This is a genomic window from Flavobacterium sp. 245 (genome assembly GCF_004362055.1).
Lineage (GTDB): Bacteria > Bacteroidota > Bacteroidia > Flavobacteriales > Flavobacteriaceae > Flavobacterium.
In genome coordinates this window covers 47,184-67,700 of the sequence record NZ_SNXB01000011.1, presented here as the reverse complement: position 1 = coordinate 67,700, position 20,517 = coordinate 47,184, and the positions used below count along the sequence as shown (strand labels likewise).

The window sequence follows — 20,517 nt, the reverse complement described above, 5'->3', positions numbered from 1 at the left end:
AAAATTCATGAATAAACGCAAACTAATATATTTTTTATTAATTACAATTTCAGTACTCGGAATTTTGGTTTCACCGTATGGAATTATAAACACAATGGTGAGTCTGAAATATGAAACAGAAAACATTCAAGATTGTGTTTCAAATGTTAGTGGTGAAAATCTTTGCGATACAATTAGAAATCTAAAAATAATCTTTGTTTTTTGTCTTGTAATCTTAGTTTCGCTTATCTATTTCAGAAAGAAAATACTAAACTCAAAATCGAATGCAGAACGTTAATAGTTATTTTGCCAAACCAAAAAAATGAAATACAGATTTTTTTCAATATAAAACATATGTTCAAATTAGCACAAAGCCTATTTCTTCTTATAATTTTACTTTTCAGTTGTGGTCAAAAACCAGAGGAACCAACAAATTTCATTTCTCCTTTTGAGAATCTTAAGATTACTAATAGTTCCAAATATATTTTTGAAAGCAACATTTTGCCAGATTCATTAAATGATATAGAAGCCTATACTAGTACAAAAAATGCAAAAATAATTGCTACAAAAAAAAGTATTTCCATATTGGATAATTTCTCCAAGAAACTAAAAAAAAATTATGAATTCAAATTTGATAATTTTAAGGAATTAATTTCCGTTAACTTTTCTACTAATAACGATAAATCAAAACTTTTAGTCATTACAAGCAGCGGACAATCTTCAACGGCATTAGTTTTTCAAATTGACCTTACTTCTTTTCAAATCGATTGGTTAGCTGAATATTCCAGCCAAATTGAAACCGGTTGTTATTCTCATAATTCTAATTTGATTGCATTGGGAACTAGTTATTACCAAAAAAAATCGAAAGCAAACACTTCAGAATATTATTCTTCTTTATTCTTGCTGAATAGTAGTACTGGTAAATTTGTAGACTATTTTAAACAAGGCGAAAGCGTATCTAAAATTAAATTTAGTGAGGATGATCAATTTATATGCGCTGTATTGGACTGGCCACACGTCGATACGTTTGTATGGAACGTAAATAACAAAAACGAAAAACTAAGTGCTTGTGGAAAAGATGATACAAGTTATTATGATGCTTGTTTTATTGACAAAAAAACTTTTGTATCAATTGGTAGCGATGGAATTTATAAATGGAATATATCCGAACCAAAAAATTATGAGATAGTTTATACTAATGAAAGTAAATATTTAAATGGTACTGACAAAATATATAAACTTGATGATATATTTATATTGATAGACTATCCAAATGGTTCAAGCAATCCGCCAATTATTAAATACTTTAATTCAAAATTTAAATTGACAGATTCTATTAAAATGAAAACTACTTTGGATCATATTACGATTTCCGACTTTACACTTGAAGCAATTGGATCTAATAACTCAATAATCAAATTTGACATCAAAAAAAAATCTGTTACTGACACAAACCTAAAATGGAAATAAAAAAACTGTTGCCAACAGCTACTACAACGGATTTGGGCAAATCCCGATCGCTCTGATATGTAGACAAAGATAGCGCAGATTTGTAATCTGTGCCCGCAAAGAGAATAAGAAAGGTATAAATAAAAAAAAGCTCCAGATTTCTCTGAAGCTTTTTATTTAGTAGCGGGAACAGGACTCGAACCTGTGACCTTCGGGTTATGAGCCCGACGAGCTGCCTACTGCTCTATCCCGCGATGTTTCGGGTGCAAAGATACGTCGATTTTTGAGAAATCCAACGAAAATATTAAAAAATGTTTTATTTTCTCTATTGAGTTGATATGACTACCTTTGCACATTAAATATTATGCAAATGTCACATAAAGCAGGTTTTGTAAACATCATCGGGAATCCAAATGTTGGAAAATCGACACTAATGAACGCCTTTGTTGGAGAAAGATTATCCATCATTACATCAAAAGCACAAACAACACGCCATAGAATCTTAGGAATTGTAAATGGCGAAGATTTTCAACTTGTATTATCAGATACCCCTGGAATTATAAAGCCGGCATACGAAATGCAGGAATCGATGATGAATTTCGTAAAATCGGCTTTTGAAGATGCTGATATTTTAATTTACATGGTCGAAATAGGCGAGCAGGACTTAAAAGATGAAGCTTTTTTTAATAAAATCATTCACGCTAAAATTCCGGTTTTACTTCTTTTAAACAAAATCGACAATTCAAATCAGGAACAATTAGAAGAGCAGGTAGCTTTTTGGAAAGAAAAAGTGCCGAATGCAGAAATTTTCCCAATCTCAGCTTTGCAGAATTTCAATGTTCCAGAAGTTTTTGGAAGAATTATCGAATTACTACCAGAATCACCAGCTTATTATCCTAAAGATCAATTAACAGATAAACCGGAACGTTTCTTTGTTAACGAAACGATTCGTGAAAAAATCTTGTTGAATTACAGCAAAGAGATTCCGTACGCAGTTGAAATCGTTACTGAGGAGTTTTTTGAAGATGAAAAAATCATCAGAATCCGTTCGGTAATTATGGTAGAGCGCGAAACGCAAAAAGGAATTATCATAGGACATAAAGGTGCGGCGCTGAAAAAAGTAGGAACCGACGCTAGAGCTGATTTAGAGAAATTCTTCGGAAAACAAATTCACATTGAACTTTACGTAAAAGTGAATAAAAACTGGAGAAGCAACGCTAATATGTTGAAACGATTTGGGTATAATCAGTAATTTTTGTTGAATCGGTTAATCGTTGATTTGTTTAATCGAAAAAAACGAAAAATGTCTTGATACCTTGAAGCCCTAGCCCAGATAGAAACGGCATCCTTTTGTGGTCTCGTTTTTTTTCTAACGAGACCACAAAAGATAGAGTGGACAGCTGGATTAGCTCCTGAAAAAATAAATAGTTTTCAATTTTTTGATTTATACTTTCTGGGTTCTAAACTTGAAACCTGAAATCTCAAACTTGAAACAAAATATGTAAAAAACTTAGGTACTTAGAAACTTAGCATCTCAGCAACTTTTTTTAACTACCTTTGCAAAAAATTTAAATAAAGCATTTTAGGTTTATAATTTATTGTGATTTAATCAAAAACGAAATCTGAAATTGTAAATCTGAAATCTAAAATTCAAAAAAATGAATAACATTGTTGCGATAGTAGGAAGACCTAATGTAGGGAAATCGACCCTTTTTAATAGGCTGATACAAAGAAGAGAAGCTATTGTAGATTCAGTATCTGGGGTTACCCGTGATAGAAACTATGGTAAAAGCGAGTGGAACGGAAAAGAGTTTTCTGTTATTGATACGGGTGGATACATTCGTGGATCTGATGACGTATTTGAAGGTGAAATCCGTAAACAAGTTGAACTTGCTATCGATGAAGCCGATGTTATTATTTTTGTAGTTGATGTAGAGGAAGGAATTACGCCAATGGATGAAACGGTTGCGAAATTGTTGCGTAAAGTAACAAAACCGGTTTTATTGGCTGTAAATAAGGTTGATAACGCAATGCGTGAGAAAGATGCTGTTGAGTTTTACAACCTTGGATTAGGAGAATATTTCACATTTGCAAGTATCTCAGGAAGCGGAACAGGAGATTTATTAGATGCTTTAATTGACTCTTTCCCAGAGAAACCAGAGCCAGTTCAAGAAGAAGTGGTGTTGCCTCGTTTTGCTGTTGTAGGACGTCCAAATGCTGGAAAATCAAGTTTTATCAATGCATTAATTGGTAAAGAACGTTTCATGGTAACGGATATTGCAGGAACTACTCGTGATGCAATTGATACAAAATTTGACCGTTTTGGTTTTGAATTCAACTTGGTTGATACTGCGGGAATTCGTCGTAAAGCTAAGGTGAAGGAAGATTTAGAATTTTATTCTGTAATGCGTTCTGTTAGAGCGATTGAGCATGCAGATATTTGTATATTGGTTATCGATGCAACGCGTGGATTCGAAGGTCAAGATCAGAGTATTTTCTGGCTGGCTGAAAAAAACCGTAAAGGTGTTGTAATCTTGGTAAACAAATGGGATTTGGTTGAAAAAGATACCATGTCAACTCGTGATTACGAAGAGAAAATCAAAAAAGAATTAATGCCTTTTACAGATGTGCCAATTTTATTTGTTTCGGCTTTAACGAAACAACGTTTATTGAAAGCACTAGAAGCTACAGTTCAAGTTTATGAAAATAGACAGCAAAGAATTGCAACTTCAAAGTTCAATGAATATATGCTGAAAGTAATTGAAGCTTATCCACCGCCGGCAACAAAAGGTAAATATGTGAAAATTAAATATTGTATGCAGTTGCCAACACCAACACCTCAGTTTGTGTTTTTTGCAAATATGCCACAATATGTTAAAGAGCCATATAAAAGATATCTTGAAAATAAAATCAGAGAAAATTGGGACTTTTCTGGAGTGCCAATCGATATTTATATCAGAGAAAAATAAAAATGAAATCCCCTGTAAAATGGGGATTTTTTTTTGCTTCTAAACAAAATACGCTTTAATTGTTAAATATTTAATTAAACCTTTGACTTGTTTCTAGGTCTTATTGGTTCTAACTAACCAATTATGACCAGATATTTTTCTTATTTACTGTTTTTTCTTTTTTGCGTCGCTGCCAATGCACAAAATGATATTATCATTAAAGGAACTGTTGTTGATCTTAACACACAGGTGCCGCTTGAAATGGCTACCGTATATTTTACAACCGTAAAGGATTCTGCTGTAATTGAATATGCAACTACCGATAAAAATGGTGTTTTCAGAATAAATACAAAAAAAATCAACAAACCTGTTTTTTTGAAAGTCAACTATATGGGTTACCAAACTTTGGTTGAAGAACAGAAAGAATTGGTAGAAAGCAAGGATTTTGGAAAACTGTATTTAACGGAAAATATAAATGCTTTAGAAAATGTTGTTATTAAAACAGAAGCGCCTCCGGTTGCTGTTAAAAAAGATACTTTAGAATTTAATGCTTCGGCTTTTAAAGTCAGGCCAGATGCAAATGTCGAAAATTTATTAAAGCAATTGCCCGGCGTCGATGTTGATAATGACGGGAAAGTGACTGTAAATGGGAGGGAAGTCACTCAGTTTTTAGTGAACGGAAAAGCATTTTTTGATAAAGATGGACAGATGTTATTGAAAAACATGCCAGCCGAAATAATTAAAAAAGTTCAGGTTTCTGATTTTAAAACCAAGAAAGAAGAATTGGCAAAACAGGAATCAAGCTCAGACAATTCATCTATTAACTTCACGATTGACGAAAAGAAAAATAAAGGTTTCTTCGGAAAAGCGCTTGCCGGCTATGGTTCTGATGATCGCTATGAAAGCAGTTTGATTATGAATTTCTTTAATAATAATCAGAAGATTAGTGTTTTGGCTTCATCAAATAATATTAATTCGACCGGATTCTCGATGGATGATGTTTTTGATAATATGGGAGGCGGAAGAAATAACAGTACAAATCAGCCTAGCAGTACCAGCGGTAAGGGAATTACGCAGTCAAATTTGGCAGGAGTTAATTATTCTGATGATTGGTTTAAAGATTTTGCAACTACGGGAAGTTATAATTTTTCGAATACAATTACCAATAACGACAGCAAGGCAAATCAGTTAAGTTTTTTGCCAACTGGAAATATCTTGACTGCTTCAGATTCTAAAACTAGAAATGAAAATACAGGAAATAAAGCCAATTTTGAATTTGAATACAAATTGGATCCTAAAACGCGAATTGTTTTTACGCCAAAATTCAATCAAACAAGAGTGGATAGTGATTCGGCTTCTTCTAGTTCATCTGAAGATGAAAATGGTCAGCCTTTAAACGAAAGTACTGCAGTTTCTCACCGAGAAAATACGTCAACAAATTTTGCAAACACACTTAATTTTAATAAAGTTTTTGAGAAAAAGAACCGTAATTTGAGTTTTGTTTTTGACAATAATAATACCGATGCAATTACAGACGGAATAAACGTTTCGGAAACTATTTTTTATCAGGACAATAAACCAAATGATGAAAGAAATCAAAAAAGCAGAAACGATAATGTTAACGATGCTTATTCGTTAGATATTGAATATACGGAGCCAATTACAGATTCACTGCGTGTTAGATTTGGTTCTGATTTTGATTGGCAAAAAGAAATAAAAGATCAGAAAACATTTGATTTCGACGGCAATTCGCAATCGTATTCTCAAATAAATGAGTCGCTGACAACTTATACGACTTCGAAGCAAAATTCGGTTAGCCCAAAAGTTGGAATTACGTTGCAAAAGAATAAATACACGATAAATCTGGATACAAAAACGTCAATTATTGATTATGATAACCATGCGTTTTATTTGGGAAAAGCAACAGATTTGAATCAGAAATATGCACTTCCTTATGCTACAGCACAGTTTAGGTATAAGTTTAGCCGTTCAAAGAATTTGACTTTTAAATACGATTATTCCAACACGCTTCCTGCTTCGAGTTTTTTACTGCCAGTCGCTAATTTGAGCAATCCGTTAAATACAATTATCGGAAATCCAAACCTGACTCCAATAGAAAAAAACAGTGCCAATTTCAGTTTTAGAAATTTCGATTTCCGCACGCGTTCTGGCTATAGTTTGTATGCCCGAGGAGATTATTATGCAAATGATATTTATTCTACTTCATTTTATGACGACAGCGGAAAAAGAACGACAACTTATGTGAATTTGTCTGATACTTATACTTTTTCTGTCGGAGGAAACTGGAACCAGTCGGTTAAAAGAGATGCGCACACACTTCGATATGGTCTGCAGCTAAACGGAAGCTACAATTTTGATAAAGGTTATACAAATGCAGTTTTGTACAATGCAAAATCTACTGCTGTAACGCCAAAGGTTTATTTATCATATGAATATGGCGATTTGCTGGTTATTGCACCTTCGTACAGTTTGTCCTATAATGAAACAAAGTACGAAAACTATACACGTGACGCGACTTCAAATGTTGTGCATCGAATTAATTTGCAAACAACGAGTTACTGGCCAGATAAATTGATTTTTGGAAATGACTTTGGATATACTTACAATTCGAATATTTCGAGTGATTTCAAAAAAGATTTTTACCTATGGAACACTAGTTTATCTTATGGTTTTTTCGACAAGAAGCTTTATGCGAAAGTAAAAGTATATGATGTTTTAAATCAGAATCAAAGTGCCACAAGAACAATTTCGGCTACATCAATCCGTGATGAAGAAAATACAGTTTTAAAAAGATATGTAATGTTTTCATTAGCCTACAAAATCGGAAATTTTGCAGGAAATGAAAAAGGCAAGAAAAGAGGCCGAGAAAGAGAGGAGTAGGTTTTGTCTTTCTTTAGAGACGCATGATAGTGCGTCTCTTTAAGGCTTTTTTTTTTAAGGTTCTGAGGTTCTGAGATGCTAAGGTGCTAAGGTTTTGAAAAAGCGTATAAATCAAATTCTAATTTGATTTATACGCTTTTTTATCTCTAAAACTAAAGCCTTAGTATCTTAGAACCTTAGCATCTCAGTATCTTAGAGCCTTAGCATCTCAGTCCCTCAGTCCCTCAGAACCTCTTGTCAATTCGATGATAAACAGTAAAGCGAATTATATCTCGATCATAAAAATCTACACCGCTTGCACGTCTTTGAAAGTTTTTTAAGTAACCTAATTCCAAACCTAGATTGGGATTAAAATGATAGCGAAGTGCAATGTAAAAGCGGTTTTGATCAAAAGTATTTAGTTTGTTATCTTTTCCAAAATTGAACATCACTTCATCTGAAATAGTGCCTTTTAAGCTTCGGTTTTCCTTTTTCCAAAGATCAAAAGTCGATTGTAATCTGTAACGGAAGCGAAGTGCAAATGAAAAAGTATCCAGTAATTCGGTTCTTGAGGCTTTTTCGATAAACCGTTCTTCAAGCTGGAAACGATTGTGAAAAGTGATTTTTGCAATGTCGTTAATCAAAGTAATATCTTGCTGGATTCGATATTCTGGGACTGAAAAATTTGGGTCAATGCCAGGGTTTTGTGTATTTACGCTAAAAAAAGCTAAACCCCCTCCTAAATCGACAAGTTTGCTGGCGCGAAAACGGCCCTGCACTCTAATCACAAAAAGATTTTCGTGCACAGGATTCAAGAAACTCCGATTATCAAATTCAGAGTGAAGCGCCCATTTTTCAGATAAAGGCAAAATGTTATAATAACGTATCCAGCTTAATGTCTGCTGATCTGTTTTTTTTAAGTTTTGTGCCGATAAAAGTGGACTGACTAAGCCCAGTAAAAATAATAATTTGAGAAATTTCATTTAATCTCTATAAATTCAGGTTGCGAATATATAGAAATCGAGATTGATTCAATGCAAATTAAAATTTGGTTTCAGTACTATTTTGTGATTTCAAAATATAAAAAAACGAGGCAAGCTTTTAAACTTACCTCGTTTTTATGATTTTAAACTAACTAACTCAATGGTTTTATAACGAATATTTTAAAGTAACTCCATATGTTCTTTGATCGCCAATTACACCAGCATATTGTCCTGCATTACCTCCGGCAGGCAATAATTGCTCGTAGTAATCTTTATTCAATAAGTTGCGTCCCCAAAAGTGAACAGATAAGCCTTGAGAAGCACGGAAACCTAAACGTGCATTAAAAATAGCATAACCTGGTACAATTAAATATTTTGAAGCCGAAGGACTTGAAGAAAATTCAGAACGTGCATAAGAATCGATCGCTACAAATATTTTTCCTCTGTTTCCAAAGAATGTTGCATTATCTGAAAGTTCACCGCCTAATGATCCTGCCCATCTTGAAGCTCCAGGCAAATCAGTTCCTGAAACATCTTTAAAAGATACCGGAGCACCAGTTTCTTCTAATGGAAGTGGCGCATTTGTAAATTTCACATATTTTCCATCAGTATAAGTAGCAGCAGCATTTACGGTTAAATGTGAACTAAATACGAAACTTGCATCTAATTCTGCACCTCTTACACGTACTTTATCGGCATTAGCAAGATATCCTCGGTTTACACCTAATTCAGCTGCCTGAACGTTTGTTTGGAAATCTTTAATATCTGTATTAAAGAACGTTAGGTTAAAAATTGAATTCTTGAAAGGAGAAGTTTTTACTCCAATTTCGTAATGATTCACTTTTTCAGGTCTGATTACTGCGAGATCAAGTAGTGGATTTCCTTTTGAATCTGTTGGAAGTCCAGCAACGTTCACACCAACTGGTTTGTAACTTTTTGCATAAGTTGCATAAGTATTGATTTTGTCTGAAACTTTATAAGTCAATGTTAAGTTTCCTGAGAAATCAGTATTGTCTGTACTTGAGTCAAATGCCTGATCAGAATAAACAGATTTTTTCAAAGCTAGCAATGCTGGATCATTAGTTTGTAAACCTCCATAAGTTTTACGGGCATAGTGGGCATCTTTTTTATCAAAGTTGTATCTCAAACCTGGTAAAATATGCAAACGTTCTGTTATTGCCCAGTCAATTTGACCAAATACCGCAGCACTTGAAGCTCTAATTCTTGCATCAGTTTTTATTCCGTATCCTTCAAAAAGACCTGGAGTTTTCCATAATGGACTTGTAGTACTTTGTGAGAATCTCCATTGTGCATTTCCAGATTCTTCTGTACCATCAGTCTGAGAAGTTTGATCGATAAAGAACGCTCCAACAACACCGCTTACTTTTGTAGAAAGCTGACCTGCGTAACGAACCTCTTGAGTTATCTGAGTTTGTCTCGTTGGATTTTGAGATTTTGCCAATACTTGCAGTCCTGTAAAATCCCTGTCATTTGATGGATCCCAGTTCCAGAATCTCCAAGCTGTAGTTGAAGTTAATGTTCCTGGTCCAACTTTCGTGTCGATATTAAGTGAAATACCTCCCATATCTTGGCCTGAACGCCATGGCGTATCTTGGTCAATTTTACGGTCAAAAGCATTTAAGCTTGGCAACTGATAATTTAAATCTTTAATTATGGCATCAAATTGGCGGTAAGCAGCTCTTTGCGTAGGAGCAACGCCTGCAACAACTTGTGCATATCCATCAGGACGTTGTGTAGTGATATCGGCAGCCAAAATAATATTGGTATTTACAGATGGAGTCCAAAGCAACTGTCCTCTAATACCTTGATTGTTCAAAGTATTTGTAGGTCTTCCAGTAACGATATTGTCAATTAAACCATCTCTTTGTGTTCCTGAGAAAGAGATTCTTCCTGCCACTTTTTTGCCTAAAGCTCCCGTAACCGATGCTTTAGCTTGTAAAAAAGCGTAATTTCCATAACTTACTTCGAAGTCAGCTCCTGTAGTAAAACTTGGTTTTCTGGTAGTAATATTGAAAGCACCAGAAGTAGTGTTTTTTCCAAATAATGAACCTTGTGGTCCGCGCAATACCTCGATTTGTTCTACATCAATGAAATCTAAAGTTGTTGCAGCAGGACGAGCGTAATAAACACCGTCAACATAGAAACCAACACCTGGATCGATTCCGTCATTTGTTAATCCAAAAGGAGAACCTAGACTACGAATGTTGATTCCGGTATTTCTTGGGTTTGAAGAATAAAGCTGTACTGAAGGAACAAGTTCTTTGATACGGTTAACATTAAAAGCTCCTGTTTGTTCTGCCTGCTTTCCTGTAATTACAGAAATTGCAATTGGCACATCCTGAACTTTTTCAATTCTGCGTCGTGAAGAAACAACAACTTCAACAAGCGCATTTTCTTCATTTAGAACAATTTGTAATGGTGTTGCAGGCAAATCGGAAATTTCTAATTCAGTAGTTTTATAACCAACGTATTGAATTAAAAGTGTAACAGGAAGTTTTCCTTTAGTATCAATACTAAATTTTCCTGAAGCGTCTGTAATAGTGTTTGAGGTAGTTCCTTTAACTACAACATTTGCTGCTTCTAATGGGGTATTTTCAGTTGTTTTAACTACACCTTCTATGTTTTGTGCAAATGAGATTGAAAAAGTTAAAACTGATATAATTGTAAGTATATTTTTAATCGAATTTTTCATTTTTATATTAAGTATATATGATTAGTAGAGTTTAAAATAAAATTTTTTTTATCAACACATACACATCATACAGGAAATGCTTTTTGCAGTTCTGAACTGACTATTAAAATTTGCTTGCAAAAGACTTTTGGTTACGCCTAATAAACTGAAATGCTCTTTCATGAGTTAAAAATTTGTAAATGGTTTGTTAATTATTTTTGGCAAATATATACAAATTCTATTAAATCGATAGGGTTTAGGGAATATTTTTTTATTTCTTTACCAATGAGGCGATTGTAATGCCTTCCATAGCCTTTAAAGTTTTGTCTCTAATGAGCATTAAACCGTGACGCAGACTGCATTCAGACTCGGTTTTACAATCAGAGCAAGGCTCGTAAAAATTTAAAGAAGCACATGGCAAAAGAGCAATTGCACCGTCAAATAATCGGTGAATTTCTGCCAAAGTGATGTCATTTTTTGATTTTATCAGATAATATCCGCCAAATTTTCCTTGCTTGCTGCTCACAAAACGGCCTCGTTTTAGATCTAATAAAATTTGTTCTAAAAACTTTTTTGGTATGTTGGCGCCATCAGCTATTTCTATAGTTCTAGAAATGTGATTTTCGTCTTGTTCAGCTAAATAAAGTAAGGCCTTAAGGGCATATTTTGCTTTATGTGATAACATCTATATTGAATTATGAATTGTAAATTGTGAGTTATAAATTTAACTAAAATATTTTAATAAAACTTGAAACTTGAAACCTGAAACAAAAGAAACCTGAAATTTAAAATTTTTACCAGCTTCCGCCAGAACCTCCACCAGAGAAACCTCCTCCGCCAAAGCCTCCACCGAAACCTCCTCCGCCGCCAAAACCGCCTCCTGATGATCCGCCACCGAAGCCTCCAAAACCGCCTCCGCCGCTTCTTCCAAGATTGCTTAAAATAATAACATCAAGTAGGCTAGGGCCTCCACCGCTGTTGCCAGAATTTCCTCCGCCACCTCTTTTATTTCTTGAAATCAGAATTAAAATAATAACAACTATAACTATGAATGGTAATATTGGAAAGCCTTTTCCTTTAGTTTGTTTTCGTTCGCCTTTGTATTTTCCTTTAAAAACATCAAAAAGAGCATCAGCGCCCTTGTCAAGTCCACGATAATAACTTCCGGCTTTAAATTCTGGAATAATAATATTTCTTGTGATTTCTCCGCCAATTCCAGCAGTTAAGCGATCTTCTAATCCGTAACCAGGCGAAATCCAGATTTTTCTTTCGGCTTTAGCCAATAAAATTAAAACACCATTATCTTCTTTTGCCTGTCCAATTCCCCATTCTTGTGCCCATTTTGGCGTTAGAATCCCAATATCTTCACCTTTTAAGCTTTCGATCGTGATAACAACAATTTGGGTTGAGGTTGAATCTGAATAACGAACTAATTTTTCTTCTAATTGGCTTTTTTCAGAAGAACTTAAAACATTCGCATAATCATAAACAGAAGTTTGAAAATCTGGTTTTTTAGGAATATCAAATTGAGCAAAAATAGTATTGCAGATAAAAAACGTGAAAGACAAAAGAGTAAACTGAAAAATTCTACTGGAATTTGAGATTTTATTTTTGGAATTTTTCATTATTTATCCTTTTGATATTTCGTTAGATAATTCGTTTGTATCGTCTTCTTGAGATGGAAAATACTTTTTCAACTGTTCGCCGGCATTCAAAATACCATCAACAATACCTTGTTTGAAATTGCCAGCTTTAAAGTGATTGGTCATAATGTCTTTAGTACAGTCCCAAAAATCATTGGCAACTAAATCATTAATTCCTTTATCACCGCAAATCACGAAGTTTTTATCTTCAACTGCAAAATAAAGCAATACGCCATTCTGTAGTCTGGTTTCATCCATTCGCAATTCATGAAAAACTTCTAAAGCTCGGTCAAAATGAGCTTTAGAAGTTGTTTTTTCTATATGTACTCTAATTTCGCCAGAAGTATTATTTTCGGCCATACGAATAGCTTCAACAATGGCTTGTTCATCTTCTTTGGATAAAAAATCTTCTACTTGTGACATGACTAATTTTAGAGTTTAGATTGTTGATTTTAGATTTTAAACTGTTGTCTAAAATTTTTAGAATTTTACTTCAACAGGTTTATCTGCTCCAGTAGAAGCTTCAAAGTATGGTTTTTCTTTGTATTCGCTCAAGAACCAGTTGTTTGGAATCTTTAAAACATATCCGTTGTACACTTGTACAGCTTCGTTAAAACGAGTTCTAGCAGTTAAAATCTGGTTTTCAGTACTTGCTAATTCGTCTTGTAATTTTAAGAAATTTTCATTCGCCTTTAGTGTTGGATATTGTTCAACAGAAACCAATAATCTTGATAATGATGAAGTTACGCCACTTTGAGCCTGATTAAATTCTTTTAATTGCTCAGGAGTTACATTACTTGGATCAATTGTTACCGAAGTAGCTTTTGCACGAGCTTCGATTACAGCTGTTAGAGTTCCTTTTTCAAAATCAGCTGCACCTTTTACAGTGTTTACTAAATTCCCGATAAGATCATTACGTCTTTGGTAAGCCGTTTGAACATTTCCCCATTCTTTATTTACAGCTTGGCTATGTTGCAAAGCAGTATTTTTAATACCAATCGACCAAAATGCGATAATAGCAATAAGTGCTACAATAATTCCTACAGGGATTAACCACTTTTTCATATTTGTTTTGATTTAAGTTTATTTCTATTTTTAATTACAATTCGTTTTTAATGTCGTTTAATTGTGTTTTGATGGTCTCTAATTTACGTATTATTTCGAATTTATCTAATGTTTTCTTTTGGCCTTCCTTTAAATGCGTTTTTGCACCTTCGAGCGTAAAACCTCTTTCTTTTACTAAATGATAAATCAGTTGTAAATTCGTAACATCTTCTGGCGTAAACATTCTGTTGCCTTTGGCGTTCTTTTTTGGTTTCAGAATATCAAATTCACTATCCCAAAATCGTATCAAGGATGCATTGACATTAAAAGCTTTGGCAACTTCGCCAATACTGTAATATCTTTTATCTTTTGAAAGCTCAATATGCATGTTTTTGTATTTCTAATTTATTTCAAAAATAGTACTTTTTATAGTATTAATCTAATGACTGATTTTCTTGGTTTGCCATTTGCGAAATTGCCACATATTCGACAGCCGAAATATTTCCGTAATAAAAATTTAGGGGATTTACAACTTTTCCGTCTTTATGAACTTCATAATGGCAATGCGGGCCTTCAGATCTTCCTGTACTTCCCACATAACCAATTACGTCGCCTCTTTTTACTTTTTGTCCGGGTCTGCAATTGTATTTGCTTAAATGTGCATATAAACTTTCGTATCCAAAACCATGCCTTATAACCACATGATTTCCAAATCCCGAAGCAGAGTTGTCGGCTCTTGCTACTACGCCATCGCCGGTTGCGTATACGGGAGAACCTGTGTTTGCAGTAAAATCCATTCCGTTGTGCATTTTTCTCACTTTGGTGAAAGGATCAATTCTGTATCCAAAGCCCGAAGCTATTCGTTTTAAATTTTCATTTTGAACAGGCTGAATCGCCGGAATAGCAAGTAATAAATTTCCTTTTGTACTTGCCAATTTTAAAATTTCATCTAACGATTTGGATTGAATTGCCAATTCTTTTGAAAGTTTATCAATACGTTTTGTGGCACTTAGAACCAATTGTGAATTGTTATAACCTTCTAACTTTTTATACTTAGTCGGATCTCTGAATCCTGCTTTTCGAATCGAGTCCGGAATTTCGCTTTTATTAAAATAAACACGATAAATATTATTGTCTCTGTCTTCTAATGCTTCTGCAACATCATCAAGTTCGTCCATTTTTTTATTTAAAATGGCATATTGCAGTTTCAAATTCTCAATTTCGCGTGCCTGCAGACGATCTTTTGGAGTTTCAAAATAAGGAGTGTTGATTAAAAGTACAAATACTAAAAAACCAAATAACGCCGAAGCCAGCAAAAACAGCAATGCATAACCGATTTTGATTCTTTTTCTGGTTTTTATTTTTGTATAAGCCAGATTTTCTGAGTCGTAATAATATTTTACTTTCGCCATATTTTAAAATACGCTATTTTTGCAGCTTGTAAAATAAGTTAGTCGAACAAATTTACTAAATGTTTCAGTTGTGCGGCCCTTTTTTTCAAGAATTAAAGCAATTAGATAATTGAGTCGATTAGATAATTAGATAATGTATTAATTGGGTAATTTATTGTTTTGAACTATAAGTTTTAGGTTTAAAATTATCTAATTGTCACATTATCAAATTGACACATTTATTTATTGACACATTATCACATTATCTCATTATAAAACATGAAATCACAAGACGTACGTAAACAATTTTTAGATTTTTTTGAGAGTAAAGGGCATACAATTGTTCCTTCGGCTCCTATTGTGCTTAAAGACGATCCAACCTTAATGTTCAATAACTCGGGAATGGCCCAGTTTAAAGAATTTTTCTTAGGAAACGGAACGCCAAAAAGCCCAAGAATAGCCGATACGCAAAAATGTCTTCGTGTTTCAGGAAAACATAACGATCTTGAAGAAGTGGGTATTGATACGTATCACCACACGATGTTTGAGATGTTAGGAAACTGGTCTTTTGGAGATTATTTCAAAAAAGAAGCAATCAACTGGGCTTGGGAATTATTGACAGAAGTTTATAAAATTCCAAAAGAGAATCTTTATGTTTCTGTTTTTGAAGGAAGCAAAGAAGACAACGTTCCTTTTGATCAGGAAGCTTGGGATATCTGGAAAACTTTAATCGACGAAGACAGAATTATTCTTGGGAACAAAAAAGATAATTTCTGGGAAATGGGAGATCAAGGACCATGTGGACCATGTTCTGAAATTCACGTTGATTTGCGTACTCCAGAAGAAAAAGCTGCAGTTTCAGGAAAAAGTTTGGTAAATAACGATCACCCGCAAGTAGTTGAAATCTGGAATAATGTATTCATGGAATTCAATCGTAAAGCGGATGGTTCTCTTGAAAAACTTCCTGCGCAACACGTTGACACCGGAATGGGATTTGAGCGTTTGTGTATGGCATTACAAGGAAAAACATCAAACTATGATACTGATGTTTTTATGCCTTTAATTAGAGAAATCGAAACAATTACAGGAGCAAAATATACTGTTAAAGCTTCAAACGAAGCAGAAGATAAAGTAAATATCGCAATCCGCGTTGTGGCAGATCACGTTCGTGCCGTAGCTTTTGCTATCGCTGATGGACAATTACCATCTAACACAGGAGCTGGTTATGTAATTCGTAGAATTTTGCGTCGTGCTATCCGTTACGGATTTACTTTCTTAAATACTAAAGAGCCGTTTATTTATAAATTGGTTGAAACTTTGAGCGAGCAAATGGGTGATTCTTTCCCGGAAATCAGAACTCAAAAAGCACTTTGTTCGAACGTGATTCGCGAAGAAGAAAACTCGTTCTTACGTACACTTGATCAGGGATTAATTCTTTTGGATGCTGTAATTTTAAATAATCAAGGAGATACAATCGATGGTAAAAAAGCATTTGAATTGTATGATACTTACGGTTTTCCAATCGATTTAACCGCTTTGATTCTTTCGGAAAAAGGATTAAAATTAGACGAAGAAGGATTCCAAGAGCAATTACAATTACAAAAAGAAAGATCTCGAGCTGCATCAAAAGTTACGGCAGGAGATTGGAATGTGATTGTTGAAGATGATATTCAGGAATTTGTTGGATATGACAGGTTATCACAACAAGTAAAAATTACTAAATACCGTAGAGTTGATAGTGTAAAAGATGGTGAGATTTATCAATTGGTTTTCAATGCAACTCCATTTTACGGAGAAAGCGGCGGACAAACAGGTGATAAAGGATATTTAGAATCTCAAAACGGAGATATTATTTATATCATCGATACTAAAAAAGAGAATAACCAAACGATACATTTAACACAATCGTTACCAGAAAATATTACGGCAACTTTTAATGCAGTTGTTGATGCAAATCAAAGAGCTAAAACTTCATCAAACCACTCGGCTACGCATTTATTGCACCAAGGTTTGCGCAAGATTTTAGGAACTCACATTGAGCAAAAAGGTTCGATGGTTCGTAATGCTTCATTGCGTTTTGACTTCTCTCACTTTTCTAAAGTTTCTGATGAAGAATTGGCAGAAGTAGAAAACTTCGTAAATGCAAGAATCCGTGAAAGTTTACCATTAATCGAAAAAAGAGCAATTCCGAAAGAGCAGGCACTTGAAGATGGAGCAATTGCTTTGTTTGGAGAGAAGTATGGTGATTTAGTTCGTACAATTAAATTTGGAGATTCTGTTGAGTTATGCGGAGGAACACACGTTGCAAATACATCAGATATCTGGCATTTCAAAATTGTTTCTGAAGGCGCTGTTGCAGCTGGAATCAGAAGAATTGAAGCGATTACAAGTGAAGCTGCAAAAGAATATTTTGAGTCACAAGCTGTTTCTTTAAACGAAATTAAGGAAGCGCTTAAAAATGCTCAAGATCCTGTAAAGTCAATCTTGGCGTTACAAGATGAAAATGCGCAGTTGAAAAAACAATTGGAAGTTTTATTGAAAGATAAAGCGAAAAACATGAAAGCTGATTTAGCTAAAGAATTACAAGAAATCAACGGAGTTCAATTCTTAGCAAAGCAAGTAGATTTAAACCCAGAAGGTGCAAAAGATTTAGCTTACGAATTGGGCAATTCTTATAATAACCTATTTGTAGTTTTCGCTACAGCTAATGAAGGCAAACCAATGTTGACTTGTTACATTTCTAAAGAAATTGTAGCTGAGAAAAACTTAAACGCTGGACAGGTTGTTCGCGAATTAGGAAAATATATCCAAGGTGGTGGAGGAGGTCAACCTTTCTTCGCAACTGCAGGAGGTAAAAATGTTGACGGAATTGCTGAGGCTTTGGCTAAGGCTGTTGAGTTTGTGAAGTAAGTTTTTTTTTAATCTCGCAAAGACGCAGAGTCGCAAAGTATTTTATGCTTTGCGACTTTTTTTTTTGCGTTAATTTAATTACTAAGGATTATGTTTTGGAGGCAGAATACTTTTTTAATCTTGCAAAGACGCAGAGTCGAAAAGTTTTTTTAAATTTTATTTTTGTAAGTTTATACTTTAAATTTTTAAAAATGACTGAGAATGAAATTTCAGCTGTTGTGGTTGATGTTTGTTACAAAATACATGTAAAATTAGGACCGGGTTTGTTAGAATCTGTTTATGAAGCAATTCTACATCATGAATTAACTAAAAGAGGATTAAGTGTGGAAAGACAGAAAACTTTACCCGTGATTTGGGATCAAATAAATCTAGATATTGGATTTAGAGCGGATTTGATAGTTGAAAATAAAGTAATTCTAGAGATTAAATCAATTGAACAACTGACTGATATTCACGCGAAACAAGTATTAACGTATCTTAAAATCACAAAAATGAAGTTAGGCTTACTAATTAACTTTAACGTACCAATTATCAAATTCGGTATAAAAAGAGTAGTTTCAAATCTTTAATAAAAAACTTAAATAAAAAAGAAGAGTCGTAAAGCTTATAAAAAAACTATGCGACTCTGCGTCTTTGCGAGATTAAAAAAGGCTCCTATTTACGTTCACCAATCTGTTGGCGCCACATAGCATAATACAATCCTTTCTCGACAATTAAATCTTCGTGTTTTCCTTGCTCAATGATTTTACCTTGTTCCAAGACAAAAATTCTATCAGCGTGCATTACAGTTGATAAACGGTGTGCAATTAAAACCGTAATTCTGTTTTTATCTGAAATATTTCGGATTGTAGCATTAATTTCTTCTTCCGTAATAGAATCTAAAGCAGAAGTTGCTTCATCAAAAATCAATAAATTTGGGTTTCTAAGAATCGCTCTGGCAATAGATAAACGTTGTTTTTCTCCGCCCGAAACTTTGATTCCGCCTTCGCCAATTGTAGTGTTTAAACCATCTTCGGCGCGTCTTAATAATTTTTCACAGCTTGCTCTTTTCAGGGCATTGTATAAATCTTCATCGGTTGCATTTGGTTTTACAAACAAAAGATTTTCGCGGATAGTTCCAGAGAATAATTGTGCATCTTGTGTTACAAAACCTAATTGTTTTCTTAAATCTAATAAATCAATTTCTGTCGAATCAATATCGTTATATAGAACTTGACCTTCAGCTGGCGTATATAATCCAACTAATAATTTGACCAAAGTCGTTTTTCCGGAACCCGACGGGCCAACAAAGGCAACAGTTTGGCCTTGTTTAATTTCAAAATTAATATTTTCAACCGCTTTAAATTTTGCGGTCTTATGTTTGAAGCTTACGTTAGAAAATAGCAAAGACTGAATCGCTCCAACATGTTTTGGATCTTTCGGACGGTATTCTTTCGGAGCGCTTAATAAGGTTTTGAAATTTTCCATCGAAACTTTGGTTTCATTAACTGCAATAATAAAATTTCCAAGTTCCTGCAGTGGACCAAAAATGAAAAAAGTAAAGAAAACCATCGTCAATAAGTCGCCTACAATAATTTTTCCTCCAAAAAGGAAATAATATAAAGTGAAAACGACACAAGTTCTTAAAAAGTGAACTGTTGTTCCTTGAATAAAACTTAAACTTCTGATATAACGGACTTTCTCTAATTCAAGATGTAAAATTTTGAAAGTATTTAAGTTCAGACGCTTTTCTTCTTGATACGTTAAACCAAGACTTTTTACCAATTCAATATTTCGCAAACTCTCTGTTGTTGAACCGGCCAAAGCATTCGTCTGATTTACAATTTTTTTCGATACCACTTTGATTTTTTTGCCCAGATAAGAACTTACTAAAGCAATAATTGGTGCTGTTACCAAAAAGATAAGTGAAATCCGAAAATCAATTCGGGCAACGTACACAATTACGAATATGAAACCAATGATCGTTTGAAAAATTAAAGAAATCGAAAGCGTAATTAATTTCTCAGAGTCGGAACGTACTTTAGTCAATTTGCTCAAAGTTTCACCGCTTCGCTGATCTTCAAATTCGGCATAAGGCAAGTCTAGTGATTTTTTAATTCCGTCGGTATACATTTGAGCACCAGTTCGCTGAATCACCACATTAGTGAAATAATCCTGAAAGTTTTTGGTGATTCTGGAAATCATCGCGGCACCAAGCGAAAGGCCAAGCCAGAATGATAAAGATTTGATAAAACCAGCTGCGTTTCCTTCATATTTGTGCAAACCAACACCGCAATCCTGCATTAATTTACCGGTAATAATAGAATCTGATAAACTGAAACAAATGTTTATTGAGGCCATAATCAAAGCAAAAAAGAGAAGCATTTTGTGTTTGATTATATAAGAATATAATAATTTCATATGATTTTTTAGAAAAGTGGAAGATGCAAAAGTAAGGAATTGTTTGGGTTTGTGAAGTTGATTTTTGTTATTAAAAACCTAATTTTTTTTTAAGGAGTTTGTTTATGGTGAAAGTTTTTTTAAGCTTTTATTGCTTTAATCAATTTCACGCAAAGTCGCAGAGTCGCAAAGTTTTTAACTGTGTGGTTTTTATTATAC

The 20,517-nt window shown here is 33.9% G+C and carries 15 protein-coding genes and 1 tRNA gene; 6 read left to right on the top strand and 10 right to left on the bottom strand.

Going from position 1 to position 20,517, the window contains the following annotated elements; genetic code table 11:
- Positions 1–333 precede the first annotated feature (333 nt).
- The gene (locus tag EV145_RS18460) at positions 334–1,449 is read left to right on the top strand and encodes a hypothetical protein (protein WP_133526671.1); all 1,116 of its coding nucleotides are present in this window, start codon (positions 334–336) and stop codon (positions 1,447–1,449) included.
- A gap of 160 nt (positions 1,450–1,609) precedes the next feature.
- On the opposite strand, the gene EV145_RS18455 is transcribed toward EV145_RS18460, so the two are convergent.
- Positions 1,610–1,682 (bottom strand) — tRNA-Met (locus EV145_RS18455).
- Between the two features lie 116 nt (positions 1,683–1,798).
- Between EV145_RS18455 and era the strand changes: the two genes are divergently transcribed.
- The 3 genes from era to EV145_RS18440 all read left to right on the top strand — a co-directional run bounded on the left by era (position 1,799) and on the right by EV145_RS18440 (position 7,277).
- Complete coding sequence (era, locus tag EV145_RS18450) at positions 1,799–2,680, top strand: GTPase Era (RefSeq protein WP_133526670.1); 882 nt, start codon at positions 1,799–1,801, stop codon at positions 2,678–2,680.
- A 406-nt stretch (positions 2,681–3,086) separates the two neighbouring features.
- Entirely contained in the window at positions 3,087–4,397 is a 1,311-nt protein-coding gene (gene der / locus EV145_RS18445; protein WP_133526669.1) for a ribosome biogenesis GTPase Der, read from the top strand.
- A gap of 123 nt (positions 4,398–4,520) precedes the next feature.
- Positions 4,521–7,277 (top strand): outer membrane beta-barrel protein, encoded by a 2,757-nt coding sequence (locus EV145_RS18440; protein ID WP_133526668.1) that lies wholly within the window; start codon positions 4,521–4,523, stop codon positions 7,275–7,277.
- A 224-nt stretch (positions 7,278–7,501) separates the two neighbouring features.
- On the opposite strand, the gene EV145_RS18435 is transcribed toward EV145_RS18440, so the two are convergent.
- From EV145_RS18435 to EV145_RS18400, 8 genes are all read right to left on the bottom strand, one after another.
- The gene (locus tag EV145_RS18435) at positions 7,502–8,239 is read right to left on the bottom strand and encodes a DUF2490 domain-containing protein (protein WP_133526667.1); all 738 of its coding nucleotides are present in this window, start codon (positions 8,237–8,239) and stop codon (positions 7,502–7,504) included.
- Between the two features lie 166 nt (positions 8,240–8,405).
- A complete protein-coding gene (locus tag EV145_RS18430; RefSeq protein WP_133526666.1) occupies positions 8,406–10,952 on the bottom strand; it encodes a TonB-dependent receptor in 2,547 nt (848 codons plus the stop codon).
- 250 nt (positions 10,953–11,202) lie between these two features.
- Entirely contained in the window at positions 11,203–11,616 is a 414-nt protein-coding gene (locus EV145_RS18425; RefSeq protein WP_026730483.1) for an RrF2 family transcriptional regulator, read from the bottom strand.
- A gap of 109 nt (positions 11,617–11,725) precedes the next feature.
- Positions 11,726–12,556, bottom strand: a complete 831-nt coding sequence (locus tag EV145_RS18420) for a TPM domain-containing protein (RefSeq protein ID WP_133526665.1) — start codon at positions 12,554–12,556, stop codon at positions 11,726–11,728.
- Between the two features lie 3 nt (positions 12,557–12,559).
- Positions 12,560–12,997 carry a TPM domain-containing protein gene (locus EV145_RS18415; RefSeq protein ID WP_133526664.1) on the bottom strand — a complete coding sequence of 146 codons (438 nt, stop codon included), beginning with the start codon at positions 12,995–12,997 and terminating at the stop codon, positions 12,560–12,562.
- A gap of 57 nt (positions 12,998–13,054) precedes the next feature.
- Complete coding sequence (locus EV145_RS18410) at positions 13,055–13,639, bottom strand: LemA family protein (protein WP_133526663.1); 585 nt, start codon at positions 13,637–13,639, stop codon at positions 13,055–13,057.
- 34 nt (positions 13,640–13,673) lie between these two features.
- Positions 13,674–14,006, bottom strand: a complete 333-nt coding sequence (locus tag EV145_RS18405; RefSeq protein WP_053470537.1) for a MerR family transcriptional regulator — start codon at positions 14,004–14,006, stop codon at positions 13,674–13,676.
- Positions 14,007–14,052: 46 nt separating this feature from the next.
- Positions 14,053–15,030 carry a peptidoglycan DD-metalloendopeptidase family protein gene (locus EV145_RS18400; protein ID WP_133526662.1) on the bottom strand — a complete coding sequence of 326 codons (978 nt, stop codon included), beginning with the start codon at positions 15,028–15,030 and terminating at the stop codon, positions 14,053–14,055.
- Between the two features lie 258 nt (positions 15,031–15,288).
- Here EV145_RS18400 and alaS point away from each other — a divergent pair, with 258 nt between their 5' ends.
- Positions 15,289–17,919, top strand: coding sequence for an alanine--tRNA ligase (alaS, locus tag EV145_RS18395; protein ID WP_133526661.1), 2,631 nt, complete (start codon positions 15,289–15,291; stop codon positions 17,917–17,919).
- A gap of 191 nt (positions 17,920–18,110) precedes the next feature.
- A complete protein-coding gene (locus EV145_RS18390) occupies positions 18,111–18,488 on the top strand; it encodes a GxxExxY protein (RefSeq protein ID WP_133526660.1) in 378 nt (125 codons plus the stop codon).
- Between the two features lie 85 nt (positions 18,489–18,573).
- On the opposite strand, the gene EV145_RS18385 is transcribed toward EV145_RS18390, so the two are convergent.
- Positions 18,574–20,319, bottom strand: coding sequence for an ABC transporter ATP-binding protein (locus EV145_RS18385; protein WP_133526659.1), 1,746 nt, complete (start codon positions 20,317–20,319; stop codon positions 18,574–18,576).
- Between the last annotated feature and the right edge of the window lie 198 nt (positions 20,320–20,517).